General features: G+C 44.7%; 12 protein-coding genes. 8 read left to right on the forward strand and 4 right to left on the reverse strand.

Annotated features, from left to right (window positions below; all coding sequences use genetic code 11):
• The first annotated feature begins 4 nt into the window (after positions 1-4).
• Together IJ00_RS03795 and IJ00_RS03800 are read left to right on the forward strand one after the other, a co-directional pair.
• Entirely contained in the window at positions 5-1,978 is a 1,974-nt protein-coding gene (locus IJ00_RS03795; protein WP_035150235.1) for a serine/threonine-protein kinase, read from the forward strand.
• Between the two features lie 370 nt (positions 1,979-2,348).
• The gene (locus tag IJ00_RS03800) at positions 2,349-2,693 is read left to right on the forward strand and encodes a hypothetical protein (RefSeq protein ID WP_035150237.1); all 345 of its coding nucleotides are present in this window, start codon (positions 2,349-2,351) and stop codon (positions 2,691-2,693) included.
• 96 nt (positions 2,694-2,789) lie between these two features.
• Here the strand turns inward: IJ00_RS03800 and IJ00_RS28125 are convergent, their stop codons facing one another.
• Positions 2,790-2,915: a hypothetical protein gene (locus tag IJ00_RS28125; RefSeq protein WP_339366867.1), complete on the reverse strand. Its 126-nt coding sequence runs from the start codon at positions 2,913-2,915 to the stop codon at positions 2,790-2,792.
• Between the two features lie 62 nt (positions 2,916-2,977).
• Here IJ00_RS28125 and IJ00_RS03805 point away from each other — a divergent pair, with 62 nt between their 5' ends.
• Both IJ00_RS03805 and IJ00_RS03810 read left to right on the forward strand, forming a co-directional pair.
• The gene (locus IJ00_RS03805; RefSeq protein ID WP_035150239.1) at positions 2,978-3,670 is read left to right on the forward strand and encodes a tetratricopeptide repeat protein; all 693 of its coding nucleotides are present in this window, start codon (positions 2,978-2,980) and stop codon (positions 3,668-3,670) included.
• Between the two features lie 19 nt (positions 3,671-3,689).
• Positions 3,690-4,136 (forward strand): DUF6636 domain-containing protein, encoded by a 447-nt coding sequence (locus IJ00_RS03810; RefSeq protein WP_035150241.1) that lies wholly within the window; start codon positions 3,690-3,692, stop codon positions 4,134-4,136.
• A gap of 77 nt (positions 4,137-4,213) precedes the next feature.
• Here the strand turns inward: IJ00_RS03810 and IJ00_RS03815 are convergent, their stop codons facing one another.
• Positions 4,214-5,332 (reverse strand): site-2 protease family protein, encoded by a 1,119-nt coding sequence (locus IJ00_RS03815; protein WP_035150243.1) that lies wholly within the window; start codon positions 5,330-5,332, stop codon positions 4,214-4,216.
• A 217-nt stretch (positions 5,333-5,549) separates the two neighbouring features.
• Here IJ00_RS03815 and IJ00_RS03820 point away from each other — a divergent pair, with 217 nt between their 5' ends.
• The 3 genes from IJ00_RS03820 (at position 5,550) to purH (ending at position 7,860) form a co-directional block, all read left to right on the forward strand.
• The gene (locus IJ00_RS03820; protein WP_035150245.1) at positions 5,550-5,825 is read left to right on the forward strand and encodes a CopG family ribbon-helix-helix protein; all 276 of its coding nucleotides are present in this window, start codon (positions 5,550-5,552) and stop codon (positions 5,823-5,825) included.
• Positions 5,822-6,181 carry a type II toxin-antitoxin system PemK/MazF family toxin gene (locus IJ00_RS03825; protein WP_035150247.1) on the forward strand — a complete coding sequence of 120 codons (360 nt, stop codon included), beginning with the start codon at positions 5,822-5,824 and terminating at the stop codon, positions 6,179-6,181. The genes IJ00_RS03820 and IJ00_RS03825 overlap by 4 nt, the downstream gene beginning before the upstream one ends.
• 140 nt (positions 6,182-6,321) lie before the next feature.
• Positions 6,322-7,860, forward strand: a complete 1,539-nt coding sequence (gene purH / locus IJ00_RS03830; RefSeq protein WP_035150249.1) for a bifunctional phosphoribosylaminoimidazolecarboxamide formyltransferase/IMP cyclohydrolase — start codon at positions 6,322-6,324, stop codon at positions 7,858-7,860.
• A gap of 207 nt (positions 7,861-8,067) precedes the next feature.
• On the opposite strand, the gene ppc is transcribed toward purH, so the two are convergent.
• Both ppc and IJ00_RS03840 read right to left on the reverse strand, forming a co-directional pair.
• Entirely contained in the window at positions 8,068-11,124 is a 3,057-nt protein-coding gene (gene ppc / locus IJ00_RS03835) for a phosphoenolpyruvate carboxylase (RefSeq protein WP_035158370.1), read from the reverse strand.
• 200 nt (positions 11,125-11,324) lie between these two features.
• Positions 11,325-11,549 carry a hypothetical protein gene (locus IJ00_RS03840; protein ID WP_035158372.1) on the reverse strand — a complete coding sequence of 75 codons (225 nt, stop codon included), beginning with the start codon at positions 11,547-11,549 and terminating at the stop codon, positions 11,325-11,327.
• Positions 11,550-12,174: 625 nt separating this feature from the next.
• Here IJ00_RS03840 and IJ00_RS03845 point away from each other — a divergent pair.
• Complete coding sequence (locus IJ00_RS03845; protein ID WP_035150252.1) at positions 12,175-15,114, forward strand: DUF1574 family protein; 2,940 nt, start codon at positions 12,175-12,177, stop codon at positions 15,112-15,114.
• The last annotated feature ends 26 nt before the right edge of the window (positions 15,115-15,140 follow it).

Raw genomic sequence — 15,140 nt, forward strand, 5'->3', positions numbered from 1 at the left:
GGGAATGACTATCCAACCAGGACACATTTTAAGCGATCGCTATCTGATCACCCGACTCATCGGACAGGGGGGTTTTGGACGTACATATTTAGCGGAAGATGTCAACCGTTTTCGGGAACCTTGTGTACTCAAGGAATTTTCTCCCCAGGTGCAAACACCCTACGTGGTGCAAAAATCTGAAGAACTATTTCAGAGGGAAGCATCGGTGCTTTACAAGTTGCAACATCCCCAAATTCCCCGGTTTCGGGAAATCTTCCGCACCAGAGTAGATCAAAAAGAATCTTTATTTCTCGTACAAGATTATGTTCAAGGGGAAAACTACCGCCAACTCTTAGATATGCGTCTGGCTCAAGGTTCCACCTTCAGTGAGGCAGAAATTCGCCAATTACTACAGCAGATATTACCAGTGCTGGCATACGTGCATTCCATGGGAGTAATTCACCGGGATATCTCCCCTGATAATTTAATTCAGCGTCACTCAGATTTACTACCCATACTCATCGATTTTGGTGGTGTCAAGCAAGTTGCTGCCACCGTTGCTTCCCAATTCTACCAAGCTGGTGTCGCTCCCACCCTGCCACCTCTCACCCTCCTGGGGAAAATCGGTTATGCACCCCCCGAACAGATGCAGACTGGGTTGGTGGAACCCCACAGCGATTTATATGCATTAGCTGCCACCATGGTAGTCTTACTCACAGGTAAGCAACCCCAGGAATTAATTAATCATCAAAATTTGGCTTGGGAATGGCAACAATTTGCTTATCTCAGTCCCCCATTGGGAGCAATCCTGAATAAAATGCTCTCACCCTTGCCGAACCAACGCTACCGCAACGTTACCCAAGTTATCGAAGCACTCAACCCACCCGCTAATTATCCTCCCACCCAACCCCCGGTAGTTAATCCTGCTCCCACCTCTGCAACCTTTGCAGCTGCTCCCCCTCCAGTTGTCACCCCTCCCCAAGACAAGAAAATGGGGAAAAAGCTCCTACCTATCCTCCTGCTTGCGGGTGTTGTCGGTGTGGGTGCGTGGGGAATTAGTAATTTAGTGAAATCTAGTGGCGATCGCCCTGGAAATTTAGCAGTACAACCAGTGGCAACGCCAACTGTCACCCAACCTACAGACCCCCTGGCGCAATATAATCCAGAGGAGAGAGCGCGTAAGGAAAAATTAAAAGAGCTTCGGGAACGCCTAGGAGTTGATTACAATTTTTACATAACCCTAGTTAATCAAACATTTTGGCAGAAAAACCCCAGTTTACGCGGACAGGTGCTGAGTAACGAGAGTAAAGACGCAGAATTACGCGCACAATGGGATGCAACCGCCAAGGATATTTTAAATAAATTAACAGTTATGAGTGCCGACTCTCGCAGACGCTTAGGTACTTATACTGGAGCAGACCGCGATCGCTGGAAAGTGCAAGTTAATAATTTGAATGTGGGTAGTAATTCCCTATTTGACTTAGCTGATAGTATCTTCTTTCTGCAATTTCCCCAACAACGCGGTCAAAAATTTATCGACCAACCCATGGGACAAGTTTGGCAAGGCTTTGTCAATGATAAAGTCAATGCCATCTTAGCTGGTAGTGCCTTACAAAAATTATCATTTGAGACTGGAGCAACGGGTAAAGCTGTCAGTGGCACCTTGAAAAGTGGTAACGGCAAAATTTTTATTGCCCAACTGGCTGAAAATCAGGAAATGACAGTCAATCTCACAGCAAATAACAAAGTTTTATTATCTATCTATTCACCCGATGGGCAAAAAATTCTCGAAGATTCTCCCCAACACAATTTTTCCCAAACCCTGACAAAGAGCGGATATTACGAATTTGTGATAGTTTCGACTGTGGCATCATCCCAGGAGTATCAACTGCAAGTCACCGCAGAAATCCCCACTCCCATAGAAACACCAACAGAAACCCCCACAGAAACCCCTACGGAAACTCCCACGGAAACACCCACAGAAACCCCTACACCATAATCGTTTAATTATGTGGAATAACAAAAATGTTTGCGCTTTAGCGCTTTCTCCAAATCTCACCCATCATTAGTCTCTCAAATCTTCTCACCCAGGGAAAATATCAATATTGAAGTTTTCTTGAAGACTGAAGCTAATGAGAATGCCTTTTTATACTTACAAATACCCATTCAAATGTATTTAATAATACTTTGGTTACTTTGACTGCGCCATATTTTTGATGGCAGTAGAAAAATATTATTTTTTGAAAGATTTGGTGAAATTGCTTCTAAAAACCTTGACAATTAATCTATTGACCTCCGTGAAAGAGATGTTTATCACTGAAATATAGACAAAAACATTGATACATCAGTTTTTATAGACGAGGTATAAAATGATTAAACAATTAATGGTTAAATTAGCAGCAACCGCAGCAACCGCAACTGTAGGATTAGGAGCGATCGCGGCTCCCGTTTTGGCTGATTCCTGGACATTTGTAGTTGAAAATGCTGGAGATTCCAAAATTCAGAGAATTGAAGCTGCGGAAGTCGGTAGCGGAAACTGGCGCAAGTTTACAAATAGTGCCATAAATACTGGGGAAAAAATTACTCTGGAATGGGATTCCTCAACAAACAACACAAGCTGCGTTTGGAAATTGCGAGCGGTTTACGCTGATGGTCCCTCGGAAGCTGCAACTTTTGATTTTTGCAAAGAAACAGAAATCGTATTTGAAAATTAAGCATATGGGGTAAAAGTCGGGAAGTTGCGATTTGCCACTTTTATCCCTTCGTTTTCATCTCATCCTTGTCAAACTTGAGCCGTAGTCAACCTGAAATTAGGCAATACCCCGCGCAACGCACTGACTCACCACCTCAAGCAACGGTAGTGGCATATTCATCAAAATCAGCGATCGCTTTGCCCCTTGCATTACCGTAGCTAATGCTTCCGAAAACACTGTCAAATCAGGCAACCCCTAAATTAACCAACTGACTTCGTTCCTGAAAATCAAGGATTATTCTCATCATGTTCAAATATCATCTCATTACTTTGGGGTTACTGACTGCCACGATCGCACCATTCCAGACATTCTCACCCGCAGCAGCCCATGCACCACAACCATTAATGCTCGCCGAAGCTAAAACATCCGTCGAAAAATTGCTCGAAAGCGCCCTTGCCAAGAGTGGGGCTAACGATTATCAAGGGGCGATCGCGGATATAACAGCAGTCATCAAGTTAGAACCCAAAGAAGCTGACCACTACGCTACAAGAGCAGCTTACTACAGAATGGCAGAAAATTACAAAGCGGCGATCGCGGATTTAACCCAGGGTTTACAGCTTAATCCAGAAAATCCCATCGCTTATTACTACGAGCGTGCCACAGTGAAGGATTTTGCTGGGGATGTCAAGGGTGCGATCGCTGATATGACGGCAGTTATTCAGGTAGAGAGCGCGGGGAGCTATTACGGGTTGCGCGCTGACTTGTATGCCAAACTGGGCGATCATCAGAAAGCGGTTGCTGATTTCACACAGGCGATTAAAGTGGAAAAACCGGAACTGACTGGTAGCCTTTATGTGAATCGGGCAGCGAGTTATGTCAAGCTGGGCAATAAAGTAGCAGCGCTCAAAGACTACCAAAAAGCAGCTTCCCTTTTCACCCAACCGGAGGAGCAATCCATGCGCGAATATACGTTACAGCAAGCGCAAAAATTGAAGTAGTTAAATTGAGGTTTCTCAGATGAAGAAGTGTGGAATTTTGTCCATTGGTATGATGCTGGGAGCGATCGCTGTTGGGCAAACCGCACAGGCGATCGATAATAGTGATGGCTTCATGCTACCCAGTGGTAATATTTACTGCATTAGCCATGAAATTGGGGGTGATTTAGCCCAGGAATCACCGATTCTTCGCTGTGAAATCGGGAGTAAGCTCAAGCCTATGCCTCCCCAGCCAAAATCCTGCAATTTGGATTGGGGCAATGGTTTACTTCTATCGAAAGCAAAAAAGCCTGCAACGGTGTTATGTGTTGGCGATACAATGTATTCCCCGAATTATCCAACGCTGGATTATGGCAAAACTTGGAAAAAGAATGGTTTTACCTGCAAAGCAACAACCGATGGTTTAACTTGCACAAACGGCAAAGGCAATGGCTTTTTCCTGAATCGTCAAGACTGGAAAGTGTTTTAAACCCTACATAGCATCAAGTCAGGGAATATCATCATACCCCCTGACTTAATTTATTTTCTGTCATCCCGATTTTGAGACTATGCGGGATTCGGTTGCATTTTCTTCTGAAGCAGATTGACGATCGCAGTTTTTTCCAAAATTCCTACTAACACCCCATTCTCACGAATCACAGCTAGGGCGGATAGTTTTTGTTGTTCCAGCACTTGCATCACTTCCAATAAGGGCTGATCAGCTTGTACAGTAGTAGATTCAGGAATACTTCTCATCACGTCTTGAATATAAGTTTCTGACCACTGGGTGCTAGGTACAGTCCGTAAATCGTTTACAGATATCGCTCCTACCAATTGTCCATCATTGTCAGTGACTAAAAACCTCTGCCAGCTTTGCCCAATTTGCCCATCAGCAAAGTCTCTGAGAGTCAAATTAGCAGATACAATCGGGCTATCTTCAGTGATCGCATCACTCGCAGTCAAACCAGTCAGTTGTTGTTGAACTCTGGCAACTTGTGCAGCATTTCCGGCATTTTGCAGGAGAAAGTAACCGACTAGGAGATTCCAGATGTTTGCAAAGCTACCAACCAGTAACAGGGGAAGTAAACCAGAGGCGATCGCCACCCAACCAAAGATTTGTCCAATGCGGCTAGCAAATACTACACCTTTGTAAGGATTACCTGTAATTTTCCAAACAATTGCCTTCAGTATATTTCCTCCATCCAAGGGCAACCCAGGAATCAGGTTAAACAGAGCTAAGGCTAAGTTTACAGAAGCTAAGACACCGATAATCGCCGCCCCTGCTCCCGATGGCGCAGTCACCAAACCGATGGCTGTAAAGGTACCGAATAGTAGTAGGCTCACCAACGGACCCGCGATCGCCACCCAAAAAGCCCCACCTGGAGTTTTCGATTCTTTTTCTAAGCTTGCCAACCCACCAAAAATAAATAGAGTGATGGATTTAACATCAATACCTTGACCTATGGCAACAAAACTATGTCCTAACTCATGGGCAACCACAGACCCGAATACCATCAGTGCTGTCATTAAACCCAGTAGCAAAGCTAACCCATTCCCTAACCCAGGAAACGCTGCTGCTAGTCCACTGCCATAAGTCCAAGTTACTAAACCTAAAACTAAAAACCAGGACGGATGGATGTAGAAAGGAATCCCGAAGAGGTTGCCAACACGAATTGTACTATTCATGGCGTTTACCTTTGATTTCTGCGTTGAGAAGCTTGTGCTTCTTCTTGATGTCTCTATAGTAACGAAATGTTAAGCAATTTTAATAAATGTAACGGTAGTGGTGTCCGTCCGTGGGGGTACGGTTATACGCAAGATAAGTAATTTGACTGGCAAATTAATCTGACTACTCATTAATGCTAAAATAGGCATCATTTACATCATCAAAACTGATGTCAACATGGATAAACGTACTATCCGCACCACATTAACTTTGCCAGCAGAATTACTGGAAGCAACCGATCGCGTTGTCGGTGAAGGAAAAGCCAGAAGTCGGAATGAGTTTATCGCGCGTGCAATTCGCCATGAACTAGCAGTACAAAAGCGGGCAGAAATCGACGCAGAATTTGCCCAAATGGCTAATGATAGGGAATATCAAACAGAAACTGCAATCATTTACCAAGAATTTGCTCAATCAGATTGGGAAGCTTGGCAATTAGGTGAGTTTCAACAATGAGAAGGGGTGAAGTCTGGGATGTCTCTCTCGATCCCACGGAAGGTTCAGAACAAGCGGGTATTCGTCCTGTAATCATAGTTAGTCGTGATGCGATAAATGCTAGTAGTTCGTTTGTATTAGCAGTTCCCTGTACAACTTATCGTATGGGAAAACGCATTTATCCGAGTCAAGTATTAATTATGGCTCCCGATGGAGGTTTTGAGAGAGATTCCGTCGCCATGGCAGAACAGGTGCGCGCTTTAGCGAAAAATAGATTTTTGTGTCTTCGAGGAGCCATTTCTCCTCAGTATTTACAACGGCTAGAACTAGCATTATTAATTACTTTTGATTTGCCAGGACAAGGTGATATTGAATGATTGGGTAACAGTTTTGCCAACTCCTGAACAGTATGGTTCTTGAATGGAGTTAATTTACCCCTATGCCCCTTGGTTGAACGGACATGATATAAAATATTCTTCTGCCAATATTTTGTATCATCACAAAAAACAGGGGAACTATGGCGCGTCTGGCACTGCTGAGTGTATCGAATAAAACAGGAATTATTGAATTAGGTAAAAGCCTGGTAGAAGAGTTTGGCTTTGATTTAATCAGCAGTGGCGGTACTGCCAAAGCATTAAAAGATGCAGGGATACCTGTGACTAAGGTTTCTGATTATACGGGGTCGCCGGAAATTCTAGGGGGGAGAGTCAAGACTTTACACCCACGGATTCACGGGGGAATTTTGGCGCGTCGGGATTTGCCAGAGCATATTGCAGATTTGGAGAATAATCAAATTCGTCCCCTAGATTTGGTGGTAGTTAATCTCTATCCCTTTGAGGCAACTATTGCTCAACCAGGTGTCACCCTTGCCGAGGCAATTGAGCAAATAGATATTGGTGGACCTGCTATGCTCAGGGCAGCATCAAAAAACTTTGCCCATTTAACAGTATTGTGTGACCCTGGACAGTATGATGAATACTTGGCAGAACTACGGCAGCATCAGACACCATCCCTAGAGTTTCGCCAAAAATGTGCCTTAAAAGGATTTTTGCATACATCCAGTTACGACCAGGCGATCGCCACCTATTTAACTCAGCAATCCCCAGTTGATACACCCCTACCAGAAACCTTTTCCCTCACTGGTAAACAAATTCAATCTCTGCGTTACGGTGAGAACCCCCACCAACCTGCAACCTGGTATCAAACGGGAAGTACCAGTGGTTGGGCAAGTGCGGTCAAGTTACAGGGTAAGGAACTCAGCTACAATAACTTGGTAGACTTGGAAGCAGCACGACGCATCATTGCCGAATTTCCCGATACTCCCGCCGCCACGATTATTAAACATACCAATCCCTGTGGTACTGCCCTAGGTGATAACCTCCACCAAGCCTACACCAAAGCTTTCAATGCCGATTCTACCTCAGCCTTTGGTGGTATCGTTGCCTTAAACCGTCCCATTGATGGGGCAACAGCTACGGAGTTGAAAAAGACATTCTTAGAGTGTATTGTGGCACCAGGTTGCGACCCAGAAGCCCAGGAAATATTAGCTACGAAGGCAAATTTACGAGTATTAGTTTTACCAGATTTACTCAGTGGCGGTAAGGAAACAGTCAAGGTAATTGCCGGGGGTTTGTTGGTACAAACAGCCGATGATGTGATTGCAGATACCGATAAATGGCAAGTTGTCACCGAGAGAAAACCCACAGATACGGAGTTAGCAGAATTACTCTTTGCCTGGAAAGTTTGCAAACATGTGAAATCAAATGCCATTGTGATTAGTGGCGATCGCACAACTTGGGGAGTCGGTGCAGGGCAAATGAACCGCGTTGGTTCAGCGAAAATTGCCCTGGAACAAGCGGGAGAAAAAGCCAAAGGCGGATTCCTTGCCAGCGATGGTTTCTTTCCCTTTGACGATTCCGTGAGAACTGCCGCAGCTTCGGGAATTACCGCGATCGTCCAACCCGGTGGCAGTATGCGCGATCAAGACTCGATTAATGCTGCCAACGAATTAGGTTTAGTCATGGTATTCACGGGAATACGACACTTTTTACATTAGTATAAAGACGTTCCCGTGGAACGTCTCTACTGTCATAGTTCCAGATATCATAGCGCTTCACTTTTATTTGTGATATCAAGTTCGGATAAATACTGTTAATAAAAAGACCCCTCCCCATCCCTCCCCTTGCCAAGGGGAGGGTGCCGATAGGCGGGTGGGGTAAATTAAGAATTATAAGTAATCAAGCGAACATGATATGAAATGACATCAACCAGTATTTCGCATTCCCGCAGCAATCCCGTTAATGGTAAGTAATGCACCACGAAGCAATTCCCCTTTGCTGTAACGGGAGTGAATCACCCCAGAAGTGGCGCTATTTTTAGCTTGTCGCAAACGTTTCAGCAGGGAAACTTGAATAAACCCTAGGGGGACAATAGTACCGTTGCGCAGTTGTACCGAACGCTGCAAGACGGGATCGCCATCAAGTAAGCGCTGATGTTCGGTGATTTGCAAAACTAAATCCCGTGTGAGGTAGTATTCACTGGCAATTTGTTCAAAGACTTTCTCAAACCGTTGTTTATCTTCTGGTTGAGATAATTCTTCCACATAGCGGCTTGCCATTTGCAAGTCTACCTTGGCAAGGGTCATTTCTGCCTTGGAAACTGCCATCTTGAAGAAGGGCCATTTCGCATAGAAATAGCGTAGCAGCTTCATGTGTTCCTCTGGTTCTGCATCGATAAATTCCTGCAAAGCTGTTCCCACACCATACCAGGAAGGGAGAAGGAAGCGGGTTTGTGTCCAGCTAAATACCCAGGGAATTGCCCGTAAACTGCTCAAATCCCGTTTACCGGAGGGACGACGCGCAGGACGTGAACTGATTTGCAGTTGGCTAATTTCTTCGATGGGGGTAACTTGGTGGAAAAAGTCGATGAAATCTGGTTGCTCGTAAATCAGGTTTCGGTAATGGGAGCGCGATCGCTGGGCTAATTCTTCCATAATCTCGTTCCAAGGTTCAATATCATCGAACCCCTTACCGAGTAAACTGGCTTGAATGACTGCGGTGGTGATAGTTTCGAGGTTATACAGTGCCAAATCTCGCAGGGAATATTTAGAAGCTAGAACTTCTCCCTGTTCAGTAATTTTAATTCTGCCGTTAATACTGTGACCGGGCTGTGCCAAAATCGCCTCATAGGCAGGACCACCACCCCGTCCCACGGAACCACCCCGTCCGTGGAATATCCGCAGGGTCAGACCATATTCTTCGGCGATGGTTTGCAGGGATTTTTGTGCCTTATGAATTTCCCAGTTACTGCTTAAAAAGCCAGAGTCTTTGTTACTGTCAGAATACCCTAACATTACCTCTTGAAGGTTGGGTGTCAGGGAGGATTTTAGGGGTAGGGTGGGGGAAAGGGGGAGACGGGAAGACTCAAAATTCCCATCAATTTCGCCATATCCACCCGCTAATAAAGCTCGATACAGGGGTAATTCAAACAGTTTCCGCATAACACTGCGGGAGCGCTGTAAATCTTCGACCGTTTCAAAGAGGGGAACTACTTGAATTGTACCAATGGAGGTTCCAGGGTCGTATAAACCCGCTTCCTTAGCGAGTAATAATACTTCCAGAACATCGCTGACTTCTCGACACATACTGATGATGTAACTCTGACAGATATTGGTGCCAAACTCTTGCTGGAGCGATCGCACTGTCCGCAGTGTCTCGATAATATCGTTGGTTTTCTCAGAAAAGGGTAATTCTGCGGGAACTAAAGGACGACGGGTTAATAATTCCTCTGCTAACCAAGTTACCCGCTCTTCCTCGGACAAGCTGTCATAGGATTGCTTAAGAACTCCTTGATATTCGAGAATCTCATTTAAAGCATCGGAGTGACGGGAAGATTCTTGACGAATATCTAAGGAAGTCAAATTAAAGCCGAAAATCTCTACCTGGCAAATCAAATTTTCCAAGTCTCGACAGGTTAACCCAGTCTCAGTTAAATTCCGCTCAATCAGACGCAACTCTGCTAAAAAATCATCCCCCGAACGATAGATAGGTAGGGAATCTTTGGGAGTTTCTCCTTTGTAAAGTGCCATGTTGCGATCGCGGGTATTTTCTAACCGCTTCAGCACATAGGACATTTTTAACCGATAGGGTTCCTGACGGTAGCGTAACGCCAATTGCTCGTAGACGCTGCTCATCTGGGATTGTTCTAATTCCAGAGACTCCAGTAAATCTGGGAGTACATCACTCCAGTGCAGGGACATACTCAACAAGCTAATCAAGCGCTTGACAGATTTAATGTATTTCTCCAGCACCATATTGCGTTGATAACAGGCAGTTTGCCACGTTACCTCTGGAGTTACCGAGGGGTTGCCATCCCGATCTGCACCCACCCAAGAACCAAATTTACAAAAGTTTTTGCTAGGGGGTTGTAACCAGGGGAAAGTTCCCGACAAAGCGTGTTTGAAGCGTTTGTATAAATCGGGAATACCATCAAATAATACTTCCTGGAAGTAATGGAGGGCGTAATCTACCTCATCTAACACCGAGGGTTTAAACTGGTGTAACTCATCGGTACGCCACCACAAACGGACTTCCTCAATTAATTGCTCTTTAAGTTCCGACGCTTCCCAGCTATTACCCCGTTTTTCCACCATATCCAACTCTTGGAGTAACTGGACTACCCGACGCTGTTTGTCACGAATCGTATGACGGACAATTTCTGTCGGGTGTGCGGTGAAAACTAACTGCACATCTAATTGAGTGATCAGCCGTTGAATTTGCTGGGGTGGTACATTCAATCTATATAGCTGGGGGAATAAATCCGCAAAGGTGCCTTTGTTTTTACTGTCAGATTTTGCCAACCAACTTCTTGCCAGAATATCTGCCCCTAGTCCACTATTGGCAGGAGTTTCTTCCCCTTGGTACTCCCCATGGGAGGAAATAATATTGGGGAAGGTATCACCAGACATCGCCGATGATTCCTCCTCGTAACGAGTCATTTGCTGCCGTTGCTCGTAATCTTGCTCTATGATGTTAATCAATTGGAAATACAAGGCAAAGGCGCGGGCTGCTCGAATGGCTTCATTGATATTCAGCTGCTCAATCAGCTTCGATACAGAGGCTGCATGATCATTTGTTGCTTGTCCTTCTGGGGAACATAAATCGCGTAATTGCCGCAATAAGTCCACCATATTTTGACCACATTCTTGTCGGAGAACAGACTCCCACAAATCTTCCATCACCTGGAGACGGTGCCGTAAAAACAAGTCTGAGGCAGGGTAGATATTCACAGCCTGAGCAAAAGAGTATAAAAGGGAACTCATACCAATTTTAGATTCTAGATTTGGGGTGGGAAATACTTGTATATTCAGCATTTCCGCTTTACCAAACAATATGTCCCAAGGAAAGTACGATATTCTCTGTTCTGGTAAAGCCGATTACTTTTTTTATAATTTCAGGTTTTGTTCTCAACCGTTATAGGGTTTGCCACATTAATTTTCCGCTTTTGTGGTATCAGCGTGAGTTATTTGCTGCTCTGTTCTGGTTGGGGAAAGTCTAAAATCGGTAGGCGATCGCTACGAAATACTTCTTCACTAGCTTGCCCAATCGCTTCTAATGTCTGATTCGCAGCTTTTTGAGCCAAGACAAGCATCAACAAAGAAGTTGTACCCACCTGTAAAAGCAAACTTTGGGGAATTGTGAACAAACCTAAATCGATTCCGGTAGATTTCTCAGGGATTGGTGGCATGGCAATTTGGGGGAAGGGGATAAGGGAAAGGATAATGCTGGGGAATATCCACATCCTCTCAGTTTTGAGGCTCAGAGAATTTGATTGTCGAAATGGGTCAGTGAAAAAATCCACACGCGCCCATTTTACAGTAGTTTCATGATTTTTATCTGAATGTATTAATCCATACGGAGGATTACTGCGTGGAAAGTGCAATATAGCTCTGGATATATTGGCGAATTCTGACTCCCCCAGCCCGATCAAGGCGGTTTTTGGCAAAAAGGCAACATTTTTAGCGCTTTTAAGGCTAAACGAAATAGGGGATAGGTAATAGGAGAGAATACAAAATATCTTTCACCTTGTCCCCTAACTCCAATGTGCAAAAACCATGCGACACATACACATTCCTAAACCTTTGTTATGTCTGGCTTTCTTAATTTTGAATTGGTACAACTCTGACTTTCGACTCTCTTAACCGATGTCATGAGCTAAAAATATAATAAAAATGTTAAAAATTTTCCAAGTGCATAAATTTGGTTGAGCAATTTGGGAACACTAATGCTCGATAGGTGATAGAAACACCCTTCCCCTGTCCCCTAGCTCCCTACTTCCTTCCCCTAATCCTTTCCCAACAAGTCAATTTCCCATGAAAAAAGATTTACCAACAAGACAGCAATCACTAGCGCAGTGGGTAAGCCAAGCCACAGGGATTAATACTTTTGGGGTGAAAATCCATTTGCGGGGAAATGATTTACACATTCTTTGTGAGGCTCAAGAATGTCCCCAGCGTTGGCAAACCTTATCTGATTTACTCAAGGCGCTCCAACAAACAGACCTGGATGTTTTGACCAATTATGAAGAGCCTTCAATATACCAGGTTTTTGTTTACGGCAGGAAAAAAGGTGAGGCACGTCCTCAGTGGTGCCATCGTGTGCATTTAAACCAGCTAGATAAGCATTTACAGCAGGTTGAACAGGCGCTGTTGAGCGGTGAGCAGAAGTCTGAGGATAGTTTGAATGGGAAGGGTGGGGCATTAATTCTCTCTAATGAAAGCTTGGCAAAGAAGGGTGATCCGGAGGCGATCGCCCGCTATTTGAGTGAGACTCTCAGCACTTTGGGGGTGGCTGTCAAAGTCAAAATCAAAAATCAGTCGTCTTCCCAGGAGGAACAAAAGAAGCGGTTATGGGTATTTTGTCAATCAGCATATACTCCCGATCCATCTTTGATTGCCGAACCGGTTGCCCAGAAATTACGCTATCTAGAATTAACAGGCTACGATGATGCGGTGCTTGCCTCCATGGTTGAGGGAGAAACTACCCCCGATTGGTTGTTACGCATTGATTTAACTCCTCCCCAGGTAATGTTAAAGGAGTGGGCAAGGTGGGGAGATATTCAGGCGATCGCCCGCTTATTATCTACAACCTTGGCGGATGTCCAAATTCATCTCACCGCTACCTTAAAGGAATCAACACTCCACCTATTTTGTACGCCAAAAGCAGGCTCTGGGGAAGCTCCCAACCAAAGTTTATGCGTCGAGAGGATACTACCCCAACTAGAGGCGATCGCCCCCCAGGGAATTCTCGCCACCGCTATCTATGGACAAAAAACCACCCAAGATAAACAACCTGTCTGGGTAGATTGGCGATCGCTCCCAGCCCATGAACACCCTTCCCTCGCTCCCACGGTTCTCGAACTCTGTAAACAAGGAGATGAATCCGCCTTAATATTCCTCCTGGAACGTGTCATTAATCCAAATATCGATATCCGCCTAACCACTGGGGGCACAAGGGTTTTACTGCTGCGCCGTAGTGATATCTTACACATCATGTGTGACGCTCCTGTTTGCCCATCGCGGAAACGGGTAGCACCAGCTATCATCAAATTTTTACGACAAATCAAAGTTCCTGGTATTGTCGGTGTGCGAGTCTATGGTAGACGAGCAGGGAATAAGGAACCCTTCTGGCAAACGGGAGCAGATTTCATCAAGCGCCAACGGTTAGTTCCCGAAGCTTCTCCAGAATTTGCCGCCACGGCAGCTTATATTGGTGAATTGCTGCCACTCAAGCAAGAAGAACCAATTATTCGCCCCGAAGTGACACCAGTGATGGTACAGCGAATAGTCACCGAGACAGCAAAAGACTGGTTAAGTGATGTTCGCAACTTTTTCCTGAGAACCCAGTTATTTGCGGAGAATGATCAACCCTTAGAACCGGCGTTTGATGCTCAAAGTGGCGTAGTTGCCTTTGTTTGGGGAACCTTAGGGTTATTACTTGCCCTACAAACAGATTGGATACTCGGACAAATTACTGCCATCAACAATCCTCCTCCCCCCATTGCCAGGCAAACCCAACCAGTAAAACCAGAGAATAATTCATCCGTCTTACTTAGTAGTGCTGCCAAGGAGAAATTTACCCAAGGCGGTAGTTATGTCTTTAACGCTTCCAGCTTTACTCGCAGTGATGTCTCTCCAGCGCGAAATCAGGCAGTGACAACAGCCATGAGACTAGCAGCACGCAACCAACAATCTACCTTCAATGCTCGCCAACTAGATGAACAACTAGCGCTGTATAAACAACGTCTGATTCAAACCGGGAAAACACCTGATGTTTTGATAATTGGTTCCTCACGGGCACTACGGGGAATTGACCCCAATGCCTTGAAAACAGCCTTAAAAACCCAAGGTTTTGCCAATGTGGATATTTTTAACTTTGGTATAAATGGAGCCACAGCCCAGGTAGTAGATTTTCTCGTCAGGCGAATTCTGGAACCCTCAGAACTACCGAAGTTAATTATCTGGGCAGACGGGGCACGGGCGTTTAATAGTGGTAGAGAAGATATGACATTTAAGGCGATCGCTGCTTCTCCCGGTTATCAACAAGCACTCAAAAGGGCAATTTCCGATAAAAATCCCTCCGCTTCAGAGAATACTAGCTCCACACCCCAAACCCCAAACACCCCACCCATCAATTATTACCAAGTATTAGACGAAAATTTAAACCAAATTTTATCCACCCTTTCCCCTACCTACCAACAACGTCAGCAAGTTAAAAACCTCCTCAATCATCAACTAAAATCCTTAGTATCTTTTAACTCCCCATCCCACAAAGCCATCACAAAAATCGACGCTCCAGCCACAGAACAAGATATTGGTGATGCCACAGTAGATTTTGACGGATTTCTCCCCCTTTCGATTCGCTTTAACCCCCAAACCTACTATCAAAAATACGCCAAAGTTACAGGCAGCTACGACAACGATTACAAATCATTTCAACTCAACGGAATTCAAGATTCTGCCACCCAAGCTTTACTGCAATATACCCAATCACAAAATATTTCCCTCGTCTTTATTAACATGCCTCTTACTGACGATTACATGGATACAATTCGTAGTAAACATGAACAGGATTTTCAAAAATATATGCTCGCCCTTGGCAGTAAATCCCGTTTAATTTATCGAGACTTAAATCAGCTATTTCCTGACAAAAATGAGTATTTTTCTGACCCCAGTCACCTCAACCGTTATGGAGCCTATGAAGTCTCACAAAAAATTGCCAAAGACCCCATGATTCCTTGGTCAAATAAATAATTTTAGTCAGAAAAAATATAACAAAA

Source organism: Calothrix sp. 336/3 (assembly GCF_000734895.2).
Classification (GTDB): domain Bacteria; phylum Cyanobacteriota; class Cyanobacteriia; order Cyanobacteriales; family Nostocaceae; genus 336-3.

Excerpts from the sequence above, each read along its gene's own strand:
- IJ00_RS03795 (WP_035150235.1), top strand. The coding sequence starts at position 5 with ATGACTATCCAACCAGGACACATTTTAAGCGATCGCTATCTGATCACC.
- IJ00_RS03800 (WP_035150237.1), top strand. The coding sequence starts at position 2,349 with ATGATTAAACAATTAATGGTTAAATTAGCAGCAACCGCAGCAACCGCA.
- IJ00_RS03805 (WP_035150239.1), top strand. The coding sequence starts at position 2,978 with ATGTTCAAATATCATCTCATTACTTTGGGGTTACTGACTGCCACGATC.
- IJ00_RS03810 (WP_035150241.1), top strand. The coding sequence starts at position 3,690 with ATGAAGAAGTGTGGAATTTTGTCCATTGGTATGATGCTGGGAGCGATC.
- IJ00_RS03815 (WP_035150243.1), bottom strand. The coding sequence starts at position 5,332 with ATGAATAGTACAATTCGTGTTGGCAACCTCTTCGGGATTCCTTTCTAC.
- IJ00_RS03820 (WP_035150245.1), top strand. The coding sequence starts at position 5,550 with ATGGATAAACGTACTATCCGCACCACATTAACTTTGCCAGCAGAATTA.
- IJ00_RS03825 (WP_035150247.1), top strand. The coding sequence starts at position 5,822 with ATGAGAAGGGGTGAAGTCTGGGATGTCTCTCTCGATCCCACGGAAGGT.
- purH (WP_035150249.1), top strand. The coding sequence starts at position 6,322 with ATGGCGCGTCTGGCACTGCTGAGTGTATCGAATAAAACAGGAATTATT.
- ppc (WP_035158370.1), bottom strand. The coding sequence starts at position 11,124 with ATGAGTTCCCTTTTATACTCTTTTGCTCAGGCTGTGAATATCTACCCT.
- IJ00_RS03840 (WP_035158372.1), bottom strand. The coding sequence starts at position 11,549 with ATGCCACCAATCCCTGAGAAATCTACCGGAATCGATTTAGGTTTGTTC.
- IJ00_RS03845 (WP_035150252.1), top strand. The coding sequence starts at position 12,175 with ATGAAAAAAGATTTACCAACAAGACAGCAATCACTAGCGCAGTGGGTA.